The organism is Pseudomonas putida group bacterium ESBL64 (genome assembly GCF_045277175.1).
Taxonomy (GTDB): Bacteria; Pseudomonadota; Gammaproteobacteria; order Pseudomonadales; family Pseudomonadaceae; genus Aquipseudomonas; species Aquipseudomonas alloputida.
Genome location: NZ_CP145799.1, coordinates 2,662,851 through 2,679,675, shown reverse-complemented (window position 1 = coordinate 2,679,675; position 16,825 = coordinate 2,662,851). Strand labels below are relative to the sequence as shown.

General features: G+C 60.6%; 17 protein-coding genes. 7 read left to right on the top strand and 10 right to left on the bottom strand.

The features are described 5' to 3' along the window. Positions 1–12: 12 nt before the first annotated feature. Positions 13–1,512: a glycerol kinase GlpK gene (gene glpK, locus V6093_RS12255; protein WP_003254960.1), complete on the bottom strand. Its 1,500-nt coding sequence runs from the start codon at positions 1,510–1,512 to the stop codon at positions 13–15. A 51-nt stretch (positions 1,513–1,563) separates the two neighbouring features. Continuing rightward, the gene (locus V6093_RS12250) at positions 1,564–2,415 is read right to left on the bottom strand and encodes an MIP/aquaporin family protein (RefSeq protein WP_003254959.1); all 852 of its coding nucleotides are present in this window, start codon (positions 2,413–2,415) and stop codon (positions 1,564–1,566) included. A gap of 302 nt (positions 2,416–2,717) precedes the next feature. Between V6093_RS12250 and ybaK the strand changes: the two genes are divergently transcribed. After that, complete coding sequence (ybaK, locus tag V6093_RS12245; protein WP_003254957.1) at positions 2,718–3,188, top strand: Cys-tRNA(Pro) deacylase; 471 nt, start codon at positions 2,718–2,720, stop codon at positions 3,186–3,188. Between the two features lie 120 nt (positions 3,189–3,308). On the opposite strand, the gene V6093_RS12240 is transcribed toward ybaK, so the two are convergent. Beyond that, the gene (locus tag V6093_RS12240; protein ID WP_014755513.1) at positions 3,309–4,418 is read right to left on the bottom strand and encodes an ABC transporter ATP-binding protein; all 1,110 of its coding nucleotides are present in this window, start codon (positions 4,416–4,418) and stop codon (positions 3,309–3,311) included. Beyond that, on the bottom strand, positions 4,415–5,335 hold the full coding sequence (argF, locus tag V6093_RS12235) for an ornithine carbamoyltransferase (RefSeq protein ID WP_003254953.1): 921 nt from the start codon (positions 5,333–5,335) through the stop codon (positions 4,415–4,417). The genes V6093_RS12240 and argF overlap by 4 nt, the downstream gene beginning before the upstream one ends. 374 nt (positions 5,336–5,709) lie before the next feature. Here argF and V6093_RS12230 point away from each other — a divergent pair, with 374 nt between their 5' ends. Both V6093_RS12230 and grxD read left to right on the top strand, forming a co-directional pair. Next, positions 5,710–7,818 (top strand): molybdopterin-dependent oxidoreductase, encoded by a 2,109-nt coding sequence (locus tag V6093_RS12230; protein ID WP_143999603.1) that lies wholly within the window; start codon positions 5,710–5,712, stop codon positions 7,816–7,818. A 91-nt stretch (positions 7,819–7,909) separates the two neighbouring features. Beyond that, a complete protein-coding gene (gene grxD / locus V6093_RS12225) occupies positions 7,910–8,245 on the top strand; it encodes a Grx4 family monothiol glutaredoxin (RefSeq protein WP_003254949.1) in 336 nt (111 codons plus the stop codon). Positions 8,246–8,302: 57 nt separating this feature from the next. On the opposite strand, the gene bfr is transcribed toward grxD, so the two are convergent. Together bfr and V6093_RS12215 are read right to left on the bottom strand one after the other, a co-directional pair. Further along, positions 8,303–8,776 carry a bacterioferritin gene (bfr, locus tag V6093_RS12220; RefSeq protein ID WP_003254948.1) on the bottom strand — a complete coding sequence of 158 codons (474 nt, stop codon included), beginning with the start codon at positions 8,774–8,776 and terminating at the stop codon, positions 8,303–8,305. 199 nt (positions 8,777–8,975) lie between these two features. Further along, a complete protein-coding gene (locus V6093_RS12215; protein WP_003254947.1) occupies positions 8,976–9,194 on the bottom strand; it encodes a bacterioferritin-associated ferredoxin in 219 nt (72 codons plus the stop codon). A 224-nt stretch (positions 9,195–9,418) separates the two neighbouring features. Here V6093_RS12215 and V6093_RS12210 point away from each other — a divergent pair, with 224 nt between their 5' ends. Beyond that, on the top strand, positions 9,419–10,021 hold the full coding sequence (locus tag V6093_RS12210) for a peroxiredoxin (RefSeq protein ID WP_003254945.1): 603 nt from the start codon (positions 9,419–9,421) through the stop codon (positions 10,019–10,021). Between the two features lie 97 nt (positions 10,022–10,118). On the opposite strand, the gene rnt is transcribed toward V6093_RS12210, so the two are convergent. Both rnt and pyrC read right to left on the bottom strand, forming a co-directional pair. After that, complete coding sequence (rnt, locus tag V6093_RS12205; protein WP_010952252.1) at positions 10,119–10,730, bottom strand: ribonuclease T; 612 nt, start codon at positions 10,728–10,730, stop codon at positions 10,119–10,121. 59 nt (positions 10,731–10,789) lie between these two features. Further along, complete coding sequence (gene pyrC, locus V6093_RS12200) at positions 10,790–11,836, bottom strand: dihydroorotase (protein ID WP_003254943.1); 1,047 nt, start codon at positions 11,834–11,836, stop codon at positions 10,790–10,792. Positions 11,837–11,966: 130 nt separating this feature from the next. On the opposite strand from pyrC, the gene V6093_RS12195 reads away from it, so the two are divergent. Together V6093_RS12195 and V6093_RS12190 are read left to right on the top strand one after the other, a co-directional pair. After that, a complete protein-coding gene (locus V6093_RS12195; RefSeq protein WP_047605035.1) occupies positions 11,967–12,947 on the top strand; it encodes an OmpA family protein in 981 nt (326 codons plus the stop codon). Positions 12,948–13,774: 827 nt separating this feature from the next. Then, positions 13,775–14,992: an argininosuccinate synthase gene (locus V6093_RS12190; RefSeq protein WP_003254941.1), complete on the top strand. Its 1,218-nt coding sequence runs from the start codon at positions 13,775–13,777 to the stop codon at positions 14,990–14,992. A gap of 67 nt (positions 14,993–15,059) precedes the next feature. Here V6093_RS12190 and V6093_RS12185 read toward each other — a convergent pair whose 3' ends face one another. Then, positions 15,060–15,542 carry a hypothetical protein gene (locus V6093_RS12185; protein ID WP_014860061.1) on the bottom strand — a complete coding sequence of 161 codons (483 nt, stop codon included), beginning with the start codon at positions 15,540–15,542 and terminating at the stop codon, positions 15,060–15,062. 368 nt (positions 15,543–15,910) lie between these two features. On the opposite strand from V6093_RS12185, the gene V6093_RS12180 reads away from it, so the two are divergent. Next, positions 15,911–16,534, top strand: coding sequence for a response regulator transcription factor (locus tag V6093_RS12180; RefSeq protein ID WP_003254939.1), 624 nt, complete (start codon positions 15,911–15,913; stop codon positions 16,532–16,534). Between the two features lie 70 nt (positions 16,535–16,604). Here V6093_RS12180 and V6093_RS12175 read toward each other — a convergent pair whose 3' ends face one another. Continuing rightward, positions 16,605–16,781, bottom strand: a complete 177-nt coding sequence (locus V6093_RS12175) for a PA3496 family putative envelope integrity protein (RefSeq protein ID WP_003254937.1) — start codon at positions 16,779–16,781, stop codon at positions 16,605–16,607. Positions 16,782–16,825 lie beyond the last annotated feature (44 nt).

Genomic DNA, 16,825 nt, shown 5'->3' with positions numbered 1-16,825 from the left:
CCCCAACAGCTATCATGCCTCGTGATCTTCCCAGTCACGGGTACGCTCGACCGCCTTCTTCCAGCCGGCATACAGCTTTTCTTTCTGCGTTTCGTCCAACTGCGGGCTGAACTCACGCTCGATGATCGCCTTGTCGCGCAGCTCGTCCAGGCCACTCCAGAAGCCACAGGCCAGGCCTGCCAGATAGGCGGCGCCCAGCGCCGTGGTTTCGCGCATCTGCGGCCGCTCGACGCAGGTGCCGAGGATGTCGGCCTGGAACTGCATGAGGAAGTTGTTGGCCACTGCACCACCGTCCACGCGCAGCTCGGACAAGCGCTGGCCACAGTCCTGCTGCATGGCGTCGAGGACATCGCGGGTCTGGTAGGCGATGGACTCCAGTGCGGCGCGGATGATGTGGTCCACCTTCACGCCACGTGTCAGGCCGAACAACGCACCGCGGGCATACGGGTCCCAGTACGGGGCGCCCAGGCCGGTAAAGGCGGGCACCAGGTACACGCCGTTGCTGTCCTTGACCTTGCTGGCGAAGTACTCGGTATCCAGGGCGTCGTTGACGATCTTCAGTTCGTCACGCAGCCATTGCACGGTAGAGCCGCCATTGAATACCGCACCTTCCAGTGCATAGGCCACCTCACCACGCGGGCCGCAGGCAATGGTCGTGAGCAGGCCGTGGGACGACTTCACCGCCTGGTCGCCCGTGTTCATCAACAGGAAGCAGCCGGTGCCGTAGGTATTCTTGGCTTGGCCCGGCTCAACGCACATCTGGCCGAACAGTGCCGACTGCTGGTCGCCGGCGATACCGGCAATGGCAATGCCGCTCTTGGTGTGGCCGTACACTTCCGAAGATGGGCGCACCTCAGGCAGCATTTGCCGCGGGATGCCCAGGATTTGCAGCAGCTTGTCGTCCCACTGCAGGCTGTGGATGTTGAACATCAGCGTGCGCGAAGCGTTGGTGTAGTCGGTGACGTGAACCTTGCCACCCGTAAACTTCCAGATCAGCCAGGTGTCGATGGTGCCGAACAGCAGTTCGCCACGCTCGGCGCGTTCACGGGCGCCCTCGACATTGTCGAGGATCCACTTCAGCTTGGTGCCGGAGAAATACGGGTCGGTGACCAGGCCGGTGGTTTCACGAATGTAGCCTTCGTGGCCGTCACGCTTGAGCTGGGCACAAATCTCGGTGCTGCGGCGGCACTGCCAGACAATGGCGTTGTACACCGGGCGTCCGGTTTCCTTGTCCCACACCACCGTGGTTTCGCGTTGGTTGGTGATGCCCAGCGCAGCGACCTGGGCGTGGCTGATACCCGCCTGGGCAAGGGCCTCGACCATGGTGGCGCTTTGTGTGGCGAAAATCTCCATCGGGTCATGCTCGACCCAGCCCGCCTGCGGGTAATGCTGTGCGAACTCGCGCTGGGAGGTACCTACAACATTGGCGTCACGGTCGAAAATGATCGCCCGTGAGCTGGTGGTACCCTGGTCCAGGGCGATGATGTAGTTCTTATCCTGGGTGTCTGTCATGGTCGTAGGCCTTGCAAGAATAGGGGGTCAGGGCTGTGCGTGATGGCGGCATCAATTGGCTTGAGTATCGCCCTGGCGAATGTCATTTGTCTCAGGGGTCGCGGCAGGCGCCATTGGCAGGTTGCGTGCAATCAGGCCGCGATAGCTCGCTGCACCCAAGCAGGCGCCAAGGATCGGTGCAAATACCGGAACCAGGAAATAGGGAATATCCCGCCCGCCAGTGAAGGCGATTTCGCCCCAACCGGCCAGGAAGGTCATGAGTTTTGGCCCGAAATCGCGGGCCGGGTTCATCGCAAAGCCAGTCAATGGGCCCATGGCGCTGCCAATCACTGCAATCAGCAGGCCGATCAGCAGCGGGGCCATGGCGCCGCGCGGCAGGCCGTTGTTGTCGTCGGTCAGGGCCATGATCACGGCCATCAGAATGGCAGTGATCACCACTTCGACCAGAAACGCCTGGCTGGTGGACAGCGACGGGTGCGGGTAGGTGGAGAACACCGAGGCCAGCTCCAGGCTGCCTTCGCTACCGCGCAGCATGGCGTGGGCTTGTTCGAAATCGAAGAACAGGTTGCTGTACAGCGTGTAGACCAGTGCTGCGCCACAGAATGCGCCGCATACCTGGGCCAGCATGTAGAAGGGCAGCTTGCGCTTGTCGAACCCTGCGAACAGTGTGAGGGCGATACTCACGGCTGGGTTCAGGTGCGCACCGGAAATACCGGCGGTGAGGTAGATGGCCATGCTGACGCCCACACCCCAGATGATACTGATTTCCCAAAGCCCGAAGCTGGCGCCGGCAACCTTGAGCGCGGCAACGCAGCCGGTGCCGAAGAAGATAAGCAGGGCGGTGCCGAGAAACTCGGCCAGGCATTGGCTGGACAGTGTGGGTTGGCGCAGAGCAGTCGTCATGTATGACCTCGTTTTTTTTGTTGTGAGGCGCGTGGCGCTCGACAGCAAAACCCGGTGTCTATCCCCATTGACCCCGGGTGATGTAGGAAATGCACCTTAAAAGGGCATCGTTTATTCAGAAACGAAAAAATATAGACAAGAAACGCTGATGTCAAAGGTCGAAAGTGAACGGTCAGTCACGATATGGTCGCTAGAATCAGCTGCTGATCCCTGTACTAGACGCGCGCGATTGCGGTGCGGTGGCTGGGATGTGGGAATTGTCCTAAAGTAGCCGCCGAGTCGTCCCTGACTGGAGCCCTTGCATGACCCCCGCCCTAGACTTGTTGAAGAAGCACCGTGCCGAGCATCGTGTGCACAGTTATGAACATGACCCGAAGTCGGCGTCGTATGGCCTGGAGGCGGCAGAAAAGCTCGGGCTCGACCCGCAACAGGTGTTCAAGACGTTGCTGGCAAGCAGCGAGAAAGGGGAATTGCTGGTAGCGGTTGTGCCTGTGGTGGGTACCCTGGACCTCAAGGCCCTGGCCCATGCTGCCGGCGTGAAGAAGTGCGAGATGGCCGACCCGGCGGCGGCGCAGCGGGCGACCGGTTACCTGGTGGGTGGCATCAGCCCGCTGGGGCAGAAGAAGCGCCTGCGGACCTTCATTGATGACTCGGCGCAGAATTTTGCAACTATCCATGTCAGCGCCGGCAGGCGTGGCCTGGAAGTGGAGTTGGCAGCGGCGGTGCTGGCGGAGTATACGCAGGGCACGTTTGCCGGGATCGGCAGAGGCTGAGATCCGGAGCCGCGCTGCAGCCCAATCGCGACACAAGGCCGCCCCACAGGAGTTCTCGATTTCCTGTGGGAGCGGCCTTGTGTCGCGATTGGGCCGCAGCGCGGCCCCAAGGGTCTGCAATCAGGTCGCGGAACTGTACCGACGCACGCCATTCTCCTGGCGCGGCAACTGCGCCGCTACGCTACCCGGCACCGGGAACAGCACCAGGTGATCGGCTTTCACCGCAATCCCCACATCTTCACCGACCTGAAGGTCGTTATGGCTAGGGAAGATCGCTTCCAGCTGGCTGCCAGTCGGCAGTTGCAGGCGGTACAGGGTCGATGCCCCCAGGAAGCTCTTGCCAACGATGTTCGCCTGTAGCCCGCTGCCCGGTGCATACACGATATCGTCGGGCCGCAGCAGTACATCCACCGAACTGCCCGGCGCCATGATGTAGGCGCGGTTACCGCGCAGCTCACCCACTTCGGTATTGACTGCCTCGTGGCTGCTCATTTGCCCACGGATGAAGTATCCCTGGCCGATGAAACTCGCCACGAATGGCGTCTGCGGTTCGTGGTAAAGGTTATAGGGCGTATCCCACTGTTCCAGGCGGCCTTCCTTGAAGACGCCAACCTGGTCGCTGACGGCAAAGGCTTCTTCCTGGTCATGGGTGACCAGAATGGCGCTGGTACCGCGGCTTTTGAGAATATCGCGAACCTCATGGCTCAGGCGCCGGCGCAGCTCCACGTCGAGGTTGGAGAATGGCTCGTCAAGCAGCAACAGTTGCGGCTCGGGCGCCAGCGCCCGGGCCAGGGCGACACGTTGCTGCTGGCCGCCAGACAGCTCATGCGGGTAACGCCCGCCCAGCCCGCCGAGTTTGACCAGCTCCAGCATCTCTTCGATGACGGCGGCCTGGCGTGGGTGTTTGGCGATACCAAAGGCAATGTTCTGCGCCACGGTCAGGTGCGGGAACAGCGCGTAGTCCTGAAATACCATGCCGATGCGGCGCTTTTCCGGAGCCAGGGTGAAGCCAGCCCGGGAAATGACCTCACCGGCCAGGTGGATTTCACCTTCGTGCACCGGCTCGAAACCGGCGATGGCACGCAGGGTGGTGGTCTTGCCACAACCGGATGAACCCAGCAGGCAACCGATGTCGCCTGCGTTCAGGTGCAGGTTGAGGTTCTGGACGATGCGCTGGTCGCCATAGCCGCAGGCGAGGTTGCGCAGGTTGAGCAGTAGGGGTTGACTCATGCGTGGTGGTAAGCCGGTTCTACAAGGAATTCGAGAAGCGCCTTCTGTGCATGCAGGCGGTTTTCAGCTTCGTCCCAGGCGACCGAACGTGGGTCGTCGAGCAGGTCCTGGCTGATTTCCTCGCCACGGTGGGCGGGCAGGCAGTGCATGAAGAGGACATCGGGTGCAGCCAGGTCGAGCAGTTCGCGGGTGACCTGGTAAGGCGCGAAATGCGCCAGGCGCCGTGCAGTTTCCTCCTCCTGACCCATGGAAGTCCAGACATCGGTGACCACCAGGTGTGCATCACGCACAGCTTCCCTGGCATCCCGGATGATCTGCACGCGGTCACCGCCCAGTGCCATGAAGCGTTGATCCGGCTCATAGCCTTCGGGGCAGGCGATGCGCAGCTGGAAATCGAACTGCCTGGCGGCTTCGATATAGGAGTTGCACATGTTGAAGCCATCGCCGATCCAGGTCACGGTCTTGCCCTGAATCGAGCCGCGGTGTTCAACGAAGGTCTGCATGTCGGCCAGCAGTTGGCACGGGTGCGATTCGTCGGACAGGCCGTTGATCACGGGCACACGCGACTTGGCGGCGAACTCGGTCAGGGTGCTGTGGGCGTGGGTCCGGATCATCACCACATCAACCATGCTCGACAGCACGATGGCGCTGTCACCAATCGGCTCGCCGCGGCCCAGCTGGGTGTCGCGGGGCGACAGGAAGATGGCCTGGCCGCCGAGCTGGATCATGCCGGCCTCGAACGACACGCGGGTACGGGTCGAGGACTTTTCGAAGATCATGCCCAACACACGGTTCTTCAGCGGTTCGAACAGCACGCCTCGCTTGCGCAGGTCCTTCAGCTCGATGCCGCGGCGGATCACCCCGAGCAATTCGTCGGTGGTGAAGTCCAGCAGGGAGAGAAAGTGCCTAGCGCTCATGAGTGACTACCTTATCTGCAACGGTATGCAGGTCGACCGTATGGTTTTTTTGACAACGGGGGTGACCTGCGGCGTAAGCCGCACGGGGCGGACGAAATAGGGAAAGGCGCAATACTATAAGTAAATGTCGCCTGAAGCCAAGGGGGGAAAAGCGGGGTGATCGCAAAGGGTATTGCAAAGGGTGTCTTTACCCGTTGGCCCGTGCTGTTCTTTATTTGCTACAGACGGTTGTACACGGCTTGCTGGCAATTTGGCAAATGGCTGTCGTAAATCGTGCGCCTGATGTCGGTGGATTCACGCGGCGAAGCGCACTGGCCGCGGGGCGGGGGGCGGGCGCATAGTCACTGTTCGACAACAACAAGGCAGAGGCGGCCATGACCAAGACCCTGCATCACCGTGCCTGTCACCTGTGCGAAGCGATCTGCGGGCTCAACATCGAAGTCAGCCATGAGGAAGACGGGCGGGCCCTGATCAGCTCGATCAAGGGCGACCCCATGGACCCGTTCAGCCGTGGCCATGTCTGCCCCAAGGCCGTGGCGTTGCAGGACATTCAGAACGACCCGGATCGCCTGCGCCAGCCCCACAAGCGGGTCGGCGAGCATTGGCAGGCCATTGGCTGGGATGAGGCTTTCGCACTGGCAGCCGAAAAATTGTGGGCGGTCCAGCAAGCCCATGGGCGCAATGCCGTGGCGGTCTACCAAGGCAACCCGAGCGTGCACAATTACGGCTTGATGACCCACAGCAACTACTTTCTGGGCCTGCTCAAGACCCGTAACCGTTTCTCAGCCACTTCAGTGGACCAGTTGCCCCAACACCTGGTCAGCCACTTGATGTATGGGCATGGGCTGCTGCTGCCGATTCCGGACATCGACCACACGGGGTTCATGCTGATTCTTGGCGGCAACCCGCTGGCCTCCAATGGCAGCATCATGACTGTTCCGGATGTGGAGAAGCGCCTGAAGGCCCTGCGGGCGCGTGGTGGGCGCCTGGTGGTGGTTGACCCGCGGCGTAGCGAAACGGCGGCAATGGCTGACAGCCATTTGTTCATACGCCCCGGTGGTGATGCAGCCCTGTTGTGCGGCTTGCTCAACACATTGTTCGAAGAAGGCCTGGCACGGGGCTCGCACTTGCCGGTCAACGGCCTGCAGCAGGTGCGCGAGGCCATTGCGCCGTTCAGTGCCGAGGCCGTGAGCGCCCAATGTGGTATTGCTGCAGCGGATATTCGCCAGCTGGCACGCGACTTCGCCGCTGCCGGGCAGGCCGTGTGCTACGGCCGCATGGGCGTCTCGACCCAAGCATTCGGTACCCTTTGCCACTGGCTGGTGCAACTTGTGAACCTGGTGACCGGCAACCTCGACCGCGCAGGCGGCGCGTTGTGCACGGAGCCTGCCGTCGACCTGGTGGCAACCACCTCGGGCGGCCATTTCAACGCCTGGCAGAGCCGTGTGTCGGGTTTGCCCGAGTACGGCGGCGAGCTGCCGGTGGCTGCCCTTGCCGAGGAAATGCAAACACCGGGCGAAGGGCAGGTGCGGGCCCTGGTGACCGTTGCCGGTAACCCTGTGTTGTCCACGCCTAACGGCCGCCAGCTGGATACGGCGCTGGAGGGTCTGGAGTTCATGCTCAGTATCGATCTCTACATCAACGAAACCACCCGCCATGCCGACTTGATCCTGCCCTCCACCTCAGCGCTGGAGAACGACCATTACGACAGCACCTTCAACTTGCTGGCAGTGCGCAATGTCACGCGCTTCAACCGGGCGATCCTTGCCAAGCCGGAGGGGGCACTGCATGACTGGGAGATCTTCGTCGGCCTGGCCCAGGCGTTTGCCAAGCGTGCCGAGTTGGCGTTGAAGCCGACCTGGTCGCCTGCGCAGATGATTGATCAAGCCCTGCGCAAAGGGCGCTATGGTGAAGCAACGCCTTGGCAGCTCTCCCTGGCAACACTGGACGATCACCCGCACGGGCTTGACCTGGGGCCGTTACGCAGCAACCTCGCTGGGCGCTTGGCGACCGCCAGCAGGGCTGTCGAAGCAGCCCCTCAGGTCTTGCTGGACGACTTGCACCGCCTGGCGCGAATGACGCCCCCAGTGCCGGGCGAGCTGCTGCTGATCGGGCGCCGTCATGTGCGCAGCAACAACTCGTGGATGCACAACTTCCATCGCCTGGTGAAAGGCAAGCCACGGCATCAGTTGTTGATGCACCCGCAAGATTTGCAGCAGCGGCAACTGCAGGATGGCCAGCGCGTGCGCATCCGTTCGCGTACTGGCTCACTGGAGGTCGAGGTGCAGGCCTGCGAGGACATGATGCCCGGTGTGGTCAGCTTGCCCCATGGCTATGGTCATGGTCGTCACGGCGTGCACCTGCAGATCGCCCAGGCGCAACCCGGCGTGAGTGCCAATGACCTGACCGATGAGCGCTTTCGGGACCAGGTTTCCGGGAACGCTGCGCTCAATGGCGTACCCGTGCAGGTCGAGGCCGCTTGAGGAACGGCAAGGCCGAGCACGGCGCTCGGCTTTCCGATACAATGCGACACCGTGCCGACGACTGTGTCGGATAGTTCAGCCGAGGTGCTACATGGATATCATCGAAACGATCAAAGAGCAGATTGCCAACAACACCATTCTGCTTTACATGAAAGGCTCGCCGAATGCCCCGCAGTGCGGCTTCTCTGCGCGTGCATCGCAGGCCGTGATGGGTTGTGGCGAAAAGTTCGCCTACGTCGACATCCTGCAGAACCCGGAAATTCGCGCCAACCTGCCAAAATACGCCAACTGGCCGACCTTCCCGCAACTGTGGGTAGCCGGTGAGCTGGTTGGCGGCAGCGACATCATGCTGGAAATGTTCGAGAAGGGTGAGCTGCAAACCCTGATCAAGGAAGCGGCTGCCAAGGCCAAGGCTTCTGAAGCCTGATCTTCCGGCAAACATAAAAAAACCCGCGGTCAGCGGGTTTTTTTATGGGGCGAATAGTTACTCTTCGCCCATCTGCGACTGCAGGTAGTTCTCGATACCGATCTTGTCGATCAGCCCCAGTTGGGTTTCCAGCCAGTCGATGTGTTCTTCCTCGGACTCGAGGATATCTTCGAGCACGTCACGCGAGCCGAAGTCGCCAGCGGTTTCACAATGGGCGATGGCGGCCTTCAGGTCGACCAGGCCTTGCTGTTCAATCTTCAGGTCACACTCGAGCATTTCCTTGGTGTGCTCGCCGATCAGCAGTTTGCCCAGGTCCTGAACGTTAGGAATACCTTCGAGGAACAAAATACGCTTGATCAGTTTGTCAGCGTGCTTCATTTCATCGATGGATTCTTTGTACTCGTGCTTGCCGAGTTTGTTCAGCCCCCAATCTTCGTACATGCGTGCGTGCAGGAAGTACTGGTTGATCGCGACCAGCTCGTTTCCGAGGATCTTGTTGAGATGCTGGATGACGCTTACGTCGCCTTTCATGTCGGGTTCCTGCCCTGTAGAAGTGTGTCAATCCACTGAAGTTTGAGCCCGATACTTAGGTGTGTCAAACCTAAGTTCTTGAATACTAAGTGAAAATTAATAGGAATAAGAATGTTTGTGAACCGCGTTGCAACGCTAACTTGTTGAATTGCGGGCATAAAAAAACCGGACACCAGGTCCGGTTCTTGAAATTCTGCGTTCAGGCAGCGGTAAATTCGACGGGGTAGGGCAAGGCCGCCTGGCTGACCTGAAGCTCGGTCAGGGTCTCGCGGACCACCTGCTTGGCCACGCAGGCGCATTTCCCACACTGGCTGGCGACATTGGTGGCGGCTCGCACTTCCTTGTAACTGCAGCATCCTTCATAGATCGCATCGCGGATCTGTCCGTCGGTAACGCCGACACAAAGACACACATACATAAGGGCTGACCATCGCTGGTTGGGTCGATGGGTTGGAGCTTAATGTTAATGAGAATGCTTGTCAAAGATCTTTCTGAGGGTGCTGTGCTTGAGCGACCGGTGGTCGCTTTGTCGACGGAGTCGGCCTGTCATGAGAAGCCGTGTATGATGGTCGGCCTTTGTTGGATGTCGGGCAAGCCCGTCTGGCCCGGCAAACGGTTTTTCACCCTCATCAGGAGATTACAATGAGCGTACTCGTTGGTAAGAAAGCCCCCGATTTCACCGTTCCGGCCGTGCTGGGCAATGGCGAGATCGTCGATAGCTTCAACCTGGCCTCGGCCATCAAGGGCAAGTACGGCCTGGTGTTCTTCTACCCGCTGGACTTCACCTTCGTCTGCCCGTCCGAGCTGATCGCCCTGGACAACCGCATCCCTGACTTCCAGGCGCGCAACGTGGAAGTGATCGGCGTGTCGATCGACTCGCACTTCACCCACAACGCCTGGCGTAACACCCCGGTCAACAACGGCGGCATCGGTCAGGTGAAGTACACCCTGGCTGCCGACATGACCCACGAAATCTGCAAAGCCTACGACGTCGAGTCCGAAGGCGGCGTGGCCTTCCGTGGTGCCTTCCTGATCGATACCAACGGTGTTGTCCGTTCGCAGATCGTCAACGACCTGCCACTGGGCCGTAACATGGACGAGCTGCTGCGTCTGGTCGACGCTCTGCAGTTCCACGAAGAGCACGGCGAAGTGTGCCCTGCCAACTGGAAAAAAGGCGACAAGGGCATGAACGCTTCGCCTGAAGGCGTTGCTGCCTACCTGAGCGAGAACGCTGGCAAGCTGTAATTGCTGCGTGCATAAAAAAACCGGCCTTCGTGGCCGGTTTTTTTATGCCTCACTGTGCAGGTCTCTTACGGACGCGCTCGCGAATGCTTTTGGCAGATCAATCGTTGAAATCGCGCCAGCCGCCCATTTCTTTCCAGCGGTTGACGATGCCGCAGAACAGCTCAGCGGTTTTCTCGGTGTCATAACGTGCCGAGTGCGCCTCACGCCCGTCGAAGTCGATGTCGGCGCTCTGGCAGGCTCGTGCCAGCACGGTCTGGCCATACGCCAGGCCCGCCAGGGTGGCGGTGTCGAAGCTGGAGAACGGGTGGAACGGGTTGCGCTTCAGGTCATTGCGCGCCACTGCTGCATTGAGGAAACCCAGGTCGAAGCTGCTGTTGTGGCCGACCAGAATCGCCCGCTTGCAGCCGTTGGCCTTGAGTGCCTTGCGCACGCCGCGGAAGATGTCGGTCATCGCGCTTTCCTCGCTGACCGCCATGCGCAGCGGGTGGTCCAGCTTGATCCCGGTGAACTCAAGTGCGGCCGGCTCGATGTTGGCGCCCTCGAACGGCTCCACGCGGTGGAAGTAGGTATGTTCGGGGAACAGGAAGCCTTTCTCGTCCATGCCGATGGTGACGGCGGCAATTTCCAGCAATGCATCGGTAGCGCTGTTGAAACCACCGGTTTCAACATCCACCACGACCGGCAGATAGCCGCGGAAGCGCTCGGCCATCGGATGGCGAGGACCGCTGCTGCCTTGGGTGTCCAGGTCGTCTTCGTAAAGGTCTTCGCTCACGCGTTTTTCTCCAGCAGGCGCCAGCGCAGTTTTTCGCCAGCGCGCAGCGGGACTACGGTTTGCTCGCCAAATGGCAGGCTTTCCGGAGCGGTCCATTCTTCGCGGACCAGGGTAATGGTGTCGGTGTTCGCCGGCAGGCCATAGAAGGCCGGGCCGTGCAGGCTGGCGAAGCCTTCCAGCTTGTCCAGCGCGTTACGCTGCTCGAACGCTTCGGCGTACATCTCGATGGCCGCATAGGCGGTGTAGCAACCCGCGCAACCGCAGGCTGCTTCCTTGGCGTGACGGGCATGAGGTGCCGAGTCGGTGCCGAGGAAGAACTTCGGATTGCCGCTGGTGGCTGCGTCCAGCAAGGCCACCTGGTGGGTGTTGCGCTTGAGGATCGGCAGGCAGTAGAAGTGCGGGCGAATGCCGCCGACCAGCATGTGGTTGCGGTTGTACAGCAGGTGCTGGGCGGTGATGGTCGCACCCACGTTGGCCGGGGCCTCGGTGACGAACTGCGCGGCATCGCTGGTGGTGATGTGTTCGAACACCACTTTCAGCGTCGGGAAGCGCTCGACCACACGGCGCATGTGCTCGTCGATGAAGCGCTTCTCGCGGTCGAACACGTCGATCTCGCTGCGGGTCACTTCGCCATGCACCAGCAGCGGCATGCCCACTTCCGCCATTGCCTCTATGGCCGGGAAGATGTTGTCGATGCTGGTCACGCCGGAATCGGAGTTGGTGGTGGCGCCGGCCGGGTACAACTTGGCGGCGTACACGAAACCGCTGGCCTTGGCCGCGCGGATGTCCTCGGGGCTGATGTTGTCGGTGAGGTACAGCACCATCAGCGGCTCGAAGCGGCTGCCGGCCGGGCGGGCAGCCAGAATGCGCTCACGGTAGGCGCCGGCCTCGGTGGCATTGCGCACCGGCGGCACGAGGTTGGGCATGATGATGGCACGGGCGAAGGTACGCGCCACGTCGCCAACGGTGTGGGGCAGGACGGCACCATCGCGCAGATGGATGTGCCAGTCGTCGGGGCGCAGGAGGGTCAGGCGATCGGACATTGGGGATTCCAGGCGGGTCGAACTCAAGCCCCAATCCTACCGGAAAACCCCGGGGCGAGCACGGCTATCAAGTTTTCCGGACAGCGTCCGATAGCCTGCAGGTAAGCCGTCAGAATTTGTGGAGCCGCCCGTGCGCCAGCGTTACCTAGCCCTGTTGACCCTGTTCGCCAGCCTGCCGGCCGGCGCACTGACTTTCCAGACGCGCATGGAGAACATTGCCTGGAAGGTCGAGGGTGACCAGTTCGAGTGCCGTCTGAGCCAGCCGATCGAAGGTTTCGGCAGCGGTACGTTCGTGCGTCGGGCAGGCGAGCAGCCGGTGTTTCAGCTGCGGTCGGACAGCAACGCACTGGGTGCCGGCACCGCCAGCCTGCTGGCTGCGGCAGCGCCGTGGCAACCAGGGCGTGGCGATATCAACCTGGGCAATGTGCGTATGGCCCGCAGTGGTGTGCTGTTCAGCTCCTCCCAAGGGCAGGCCAGCCGGCTGATCAACGGATTGCTCGACGGGCGTAGCACCGTCGTGCGCAACTACACCGGTGAGGCGGGCAGGCCGATGGAGGTGCGAGTGCTGCCGGTCAGCTTCGCCAAAGCCTACAATGACTATCAGGTCTGTGCTGGCAAGCTGTTGCCGATGAACTACGACCAGGTGCGCCAGACCCAGGTGGGTTTCCCCGGGGGCGGTATCGAGCTGGATGCAGCAGCCAAGGCGCGGCTGGACGTGATCCTCGATTACATGAAAGCCGACCCGACGGTGAATCATGTCGAGCTCAATGGGCATTCCGACAACAGTGGCAACCGCCTGGCCAACCGCGACCTGTCACGCCGCCGCGCATTGGCCGTTGCCGATTACTTCAAGGCTAACGGTGTGCCGGAGGAGCAGATCACTGTGCGCTTCCATGGCGAACGTTATCCGCTCGCGAAGAACAACAGTGCGTCGAATCGGGCGCGTAATCGGCGGGTGAATATCGAGCTGGATCGGGTAGCGGTGGTTGAGAAACCGGTGGAAAAGCCGGTTGAGCAAGCGGCGCCGGTTGTTGCACCGGTATCAGGGCCTGTTCCAGCGGGTCCGGTTGCTGCACCTGCCTCGGGCGTCCCAGGGTCGAAGGCGCCCTGAGATCTGGTCGGTGCATGTCATGGGCTCGCATCAAGGCCGCCAGGGGTTCGTCACAACATTTTCTGCGCCTGCGAGATCGAGCGCCGCCAGGTGTCCGCCTCGACACATTCTGCGCCTGTGAGATCGAGCGCCGCCCGCGCGGCGCTTCGCGGGTAAACCCGCTCCTACGTTTGTTTCGGGCCAATTATGCCTGTGGGATTTGCGCGCGAACGCCTTGGTGCCTATATCGATATCGCGTCGTACCAACAAGGCGGTCGCGCGCGCCAGGCACAGGATGGACTGGCCCGAAACAAACGTAGGAGCGGGTTTACCCGCGAAGCGCCGCGCGGGCGGCGCTCGATCTCGCAGGCGCAGAATGTGTCGAGGCGGACACCTGGCGGCGCTCGGTCTCACAGGCGCAGAATGTGTCGAGGCGGACACCTGGCGGCGCTCGATCTCACAGGCGCAGAATGTGTCGAGGCGGACACCTGGCGGCGCTCGGTCTCGCAGGCGCAGAATGTGTCGAGGCGGACACCTGGCGGCGCTCGGTCTCACAGGCGCAGAATGTGTCGAGGCGGACACCTGGCGGCGCTCGGTTTCACAGGCGCAGAATGTGTCGAGGCGGACACCTGGCGGCGCTCGATCTCACAGGCGCTGAACTCCTCAAGGCATGCACGCTGCGGCTCGACGCCCCTCCATGGTCCTCATGCCACATCCCGCAACCGACCGCCCGTCGCCCCTACGAAAGTTCTTGTCGCTTTGTCGTCAGAAGCTGTCGCCCCACTGTAAATTTATCCGCAACGCCGGTAGAATCGGTCCCTTTCCGTACAACCCCGTGGAGTGATGGCATGGCGGACGTAAAAAAGGTCGTACTGGCGTATTCCGGCGGCCTTGATACTTCGGTGATTCTCAAGTGGCTGCAGGATACCTACAACTGCGAAGTGGTGACCTTCACCGCTGACCTGGGGCAGGGCGAAGAGGTCGAACCGGCCCGTGCCAAGGCCCAGGCAATGGGCGTTAAAGAGATCTACATCGACGACCTGCGCGAAGAATTCGTGCGTGATTTCGTGTTCCCGATGTTCCGCGCCAACACCGTCTACGAAGGCGAGTACCTGCTGGGTACTTCCATCGCCCGTCCGCTGATCGCCAAGCGTCTGATCGAAATCGCCAACGAAACCGGCGCTGACGCCATTTCCCATGGCGCCACCGGTAAGGGTAACGACCAGGTGCGCTTCGAGCTGGGTGCCTATGCCCTGAAGCCAGGCGTCAAGGTCATCGCCCCATGGCGTGAGTGGGACCTGCTGTCCCGCGAAAAGCTGATGGACTACGCTGAGAAGCACGGCATCCCGATCGAGCGCCACGGCAAGAAGAAGTCGCCGTACTCGATGGACGCCAACCTGCTGCACATCTCCTACGAGGGCGGTGTCCTGGAAGATACCTGGACCGAGCACGAAGAAGACATGTGGCGCTGGAGTGTCTCGCCTGAGAACGCCCCGGACCAGGCTACCTACATCGAGCTGACCTACCGCAATGGTGACATCGTTGCCATCGACGGCGTCGAGAAATCCCCGGCCACCGTCCTGGCAGACCTGAACCGTATCGGTGGTGCCAACGGCATCGGCCGTCTGGACATCGTCGAAAACCGTTACGTCGGCATGAAGTCGCGCGGTTGCTACGAAACGCCTGGCGGTACCATCATGCTCAAGGCACACCGTGCCATCGAGTCGATCACCCTGGACCGCGAAGTCGCTCACCTGAAAGATGAGCTGATGCCAAAGTATGCCAGCCTGATCTACACCGGCTACTGGTGGAGCCCGGAGCGTCTGATGCTGCAGCAGATGATCGATGCTTCGCAGGTCAACGTGAATGGTGTAGTGCGCCTGAAACTGTACAAGGGCAATGTGACCGTGGTTGGCCGCAAGTCGGACGATTCGCTGTTCGATGCCAACATCGCCACCTTTGAAGAAGATGGTGGTGCCTACAACCAGGCAGATGCTGCTGGCTTCATCAAGCTCAATGCACTGCGTATGCGCATTGCCGCCAACAAGGGCCGTTCGCTGCTCTGATTGCTGGTGTGTGCGAAAACCCCGGCTCAGTCCGGGGTTTTTTTATGCCCGCGCAAAGGTGGGTCGTTCAACTTCGATGGCTCACATCATCGCCCTCAAGTGCGCTGATCGAAAGCTGCGCACATTGACGTCTGTCCAGATTACAAAAGCGCCAGACTCGCGTTGGCTCGGGCGGTTGGGCAAGTGCGTGCAAGAGTTGCTGCTCCATCATGCGATAGGCGTCTGGGCCGGAGAACATGAACGTGACAGGCTCGCCCTGTACCGCCTCACGGGCATCATTGGAAATCGCGGGTGTGGCCACACTGTTCAGTGCTGGCGTGTTGGGCTGTGCTGTGCTGTCGGGTAGCGGGTTGTAGAACGACTTGTAATTGAAGTTGAGCGTCAGAAAGAACAGTGCCGTCAGAAAGAATGGAAAGCCTACCAGGAACCAGGTGTAGAGCTTTTGGCTGGACTCGCCGAGAAATGGCAGTGTGGCAAGGGCGGAGGCTTCGATGATCCCCGCGAAGATGGCAATGATCGTCAGCGGGGCGACAGGTTGTGCTTGGGTCATATGGGCCGTCTCCAGCGGTTTTGTCCATCTTTACCTTACTGCTGTACTCAACTAAAGGCTGGATTGTTTCCCGGGGGAGGAATGATCGTCAGAGAACCTCGTTGTATGGCTTTTTCAACGTGTTTGAATCGGAAGTTTTCCTCTGCTCAAGATCAGTATTCAACTGGTACATTTATGTCTGTGGGTGGTACCGTTTCTTTCGGTAATAAGTAATTTGTTTGTTACAACCCTAGTCATTATGTGTAGGAAGTTTCTGTAAGTTCTGTAGGCTTTTTCTGTCCATCGCTTTCGCTGGTAAATCGCCGCGCCAGCAAGCGTCCTGTCGGTTATCGTGGCGTGCCAAAGCAACAACAATGTATGGATATCGCATGAATAAAGTGCTTATCGTGGATGATCATCCGGTCATACGCCTGGCCGTACGCATGCTGATGGAGCGGCATGGGTATGACGTTGTGGCGGAGACTGACAATGGGGTAGCTGCGCTGCAGCTGACGCGGCAACACCTGCCGGATATTGTGGTGCTGGATATCGGTATCCCGAAGCTGGATGGCCTGGAGGTGATCGCCCGCATGGCGACATTCAGCCCGGGTAGCAAGGTACTGGTGCTGACGTCGCAGGCCCCCGGCAACTTTTCGATGCGCTGCATGCAGGCAGGGGCGGCGGGTTACGTGTGCAAGCAGCAGGAGCTTACCGAACTGCTCAGCGCTATCAAGGCTGTGTTGTCGGGTTACAGCTACTTCCCCAACCAGGCCTTGCATGCGTCACGTGGCAGGGGGGCGGGCAGCGAGACGGATATGGTGAATCGCCTGTCTGCGCGAGAAATGACGGTGCTGCAACAACTGGCGCGAGGGCGTTCGAACAAGGAGATTGCCGACAGCATGTACCTCAGTAACAAGACGGTCAGTACCTACAAGTCACGGCTGCTGCTCAAGCTCAATGCACGGTCATTGGTTGACCTGATCGAGCTGGCGCAACGGCAAGGTCTGAACTGATCGCCAAGCCTTGAAGCCTCCAGCCAGGAGGCTTTGCCAGGGCTATCGGTCCTTGACTACGGGACCCGCACTACAGGTCGTAATCGAAATCGGCCAACTGCTTTTGCAGGCGCCGTTCTTCCAGCATGTTGTCGATGGTGCGGCGTTTGCTCAGGTTGGTTTTTGCTGTTTCAACCTGTGGCTCCGCGTCATCGTCTGCGGCAACAAAATCATCATCGATCGACAGGTCGTCTTTATCGGTACTCATGAGTCGCTCCAAGCCAAGGGGCCATTGGCCGTCCTTATAACCAG

Coding starts and splice junctions, on each gene's coding strand:
- glpK (WP_003254960.1), bottom strand. CDS start 1,512: ATGACAGACACCCAGGATAAGAACTACATCATCGCCCTGGACCAGGGT.
- V6093_RS12250 (WP_003254959.1), bottom strand. CDS start 2,415: ATGACGACTGCTCTGCGCCAACCCACACTGTCCAGCCAATGCCTGGCC.
- ybaK (WP_003254957.1), top strand. CDS start 2,718: ATGACCCCCGCCCTAGACTTGTTGAAGAAGCACCGTGCCGAGCATCGT.
- V6093_RS12240 (WP_014755513.1), bottom strand. CDS start 4,418: ATGAGTCAACCCCTACTGCTCAACCTGCGCAACCTCGCCTGCGGCTAT.
- argF (WP_003254953.1), bottom strand. CDS start 5,335: ATGAGCGCTAGGCACTTTCTCTCCCTGCTGGACTTCACCACCGACGAA.
- V6093_RS12230 (WP_143999603.1), top strand. CDS start 5,710: ATGACCAAGACCCTGCATCACCGTGCCTGTCACCTGTGCGAAGCGATC.
- grxD (WP_003254949.1), top strand. CDS start 7,910: ATGGATATCATCGAAACGATCAAAGAGCAGATTGCCAACAACACCATT.
- bfr (WP_003254948.1), bottom strand. CDS start 8,776: ATGAAAGGCGACGTAAGCGTCATCCAGCATCTCAACAAGATCCTCGGA.
- V6093_RS12215 (WP_003254947.1), bottom strand. CDS start 9,194: ATGTATGTGTGTCTTTGTGTCGGCGTTACCGACGGACAGATCCGCGAT.
- V6093_RS12210 (WP_003254945.1), top strand. CDS start 9,419: ATGAGCGTACTCGTTGGTAAGAAAGCCCCCGATTTCACCGTTCCGGCC.
- rnt (WP_010952252.1), bottom strand. CDS start 10,730: ATGGCCGAGCGCTTCCGCGGCTATCTGCCGGTCGTGGTGGATGTTGAA.
- pyrC (WP_003254943.1), bottom strand. CDS start 11,836: ATGTCCGATCGCCTGACCCTCCTGCGCCCCGACGACTGGCACATCCAT.
- V6093_RS12190 (WP_003254941.1), top strand. CDS start 13,775: ATGGCGGACGTAAAAAAGGTCGTACTGGCGTATTCCGGCGGCCTTGAT.
- V6093_RS12185 (WP_014860061.1), bottom strand. CDS start 15,542: ATGACCCAAGCACAACCTGTCGCCCCGCTGACGATCATTGCCATCTTC.
- V6093_RS12180 (WP_003254939.1), top strand. CDS start 15,911: ATGAATAAAGTGCTTATCGTGGATGATCATCCGGTCATACGCCTGGCC.
- V6093_RS12175 (WP_003254937.1), bottom strand. CDS start 16,781: ATGAGTACCGATAAAGACGACCTGTCGATCGATGATGATTTTGTTGCC.